This window comes from Alkanindiges illinoisensis (genome assembly GCF_004377485.1).
GTDB lineage: Bacteria > Pseudomonadota > Gammaproteobacteria > Pseudomonadales > Moraxellaceae > Alkanindiges > Alkanindiges illinoisensis_A.
In genome coordinates this window covers 1-1,114 of record NZ_SNTY01000074.1, presented here as the reverse complement: position 1 = coordinate 1,114, position 1,114 = coordinate 1, and the positions used below count along the sequence as shown (strand labels likewise).

General features: G+C 41.4%; 1 pseudogene. It reads right to left on the bottom strand.

What is annotated here, in order from left to right:
• Positions 1-1,114, bottom strand: a pseudogene (locus tag E2B99_RS14670) (hypothetical protein); the annotation flags it as partial.

The following is a 1,114-nucleotide window of genomic DNA, read 5'->3' as shown; positions in this document are numbered from 1 at the left end:
GCATACCAACAATGTTGATTTGATGAATATCTCCACCTTGTTCAAAATGAATACCATAATCCGAACACGCAAAAATATGTCCAGAACTCAAGATCGCATTTCGATTCACACCACGGAAGACGATACCACGACGCAAATAAGAGAAATTACAAGCCAAGAACGTCGGAGACATCACTTTATTGACCACAAAAGCAGTTCCAAGAACTTCCATCGGGTTTGTGATCTTCAGTGCAACAACTAATGGACCCATTTCGTTGTAAGCTAATCTTCGATTCAACGCACCAGCATTTGCCGAACTTGACAAAGTCCCAACCATTTGGAACGTTTCAATGTCACCGATACAGACAATATGTGCCATGTTGCCTTTCACGAGTTTCACGTGCTCTGGGTTGTAGCGAATTGGACGAGTGACTTTGTATTTTTTGTTTGGCTCTAACGACACCACCCCTTGTTTCGGATTACTAAACAGGCGTTGTAGGTCGTCAGTATCATCTGTTGCAGGAATTGTATATTGCGAATCTTTCCAAGCTCCAGCTGTTGCTTCAGCCTTAGAAATATAATTTGCATCGCCAGCACCAGCATAATCATATGCAGCTGATCCTGAGCTAGACCCTTTACTTTTTGGAGTTGAAGTAGGGCTAAACTTATAACCAAAACTCTCATATTCAGTTGCAGTTTCGCCTTCTTCGACTTGAACCCAATCAGGATAGCCGTAGTTTCCAACATGAGAGGTCAAATAAGCATATAAAATAAACTCATTTTCATTTGTTGTGAATGAGATTTTCTCAGTTGTCTGTGGATCAGTTGAGCTGCTTAAAACTCGATAATGGTCTGCTTGAGTCGGGTGACCAACTCCGTTTCCCATCCTCTTAAACAACGCAACACGGAAACGATCACCGCCCTGTCTACTTAATGTGTACGTTGTATTCGGCTTCACATTAACTAATATTGCAGCACCGTCAGACGGAGTAGCCCAAGAAGTGATTGATGCGTTCTCACCTGACAAACCATCGTCTCTAAATACCTGTCTTATCCAATTTTGCTCACGTTCATCAGCAATATTCTTACTTTTAATAATATTTGATGCTTCTACATCTCGACTAAATACAGTCTT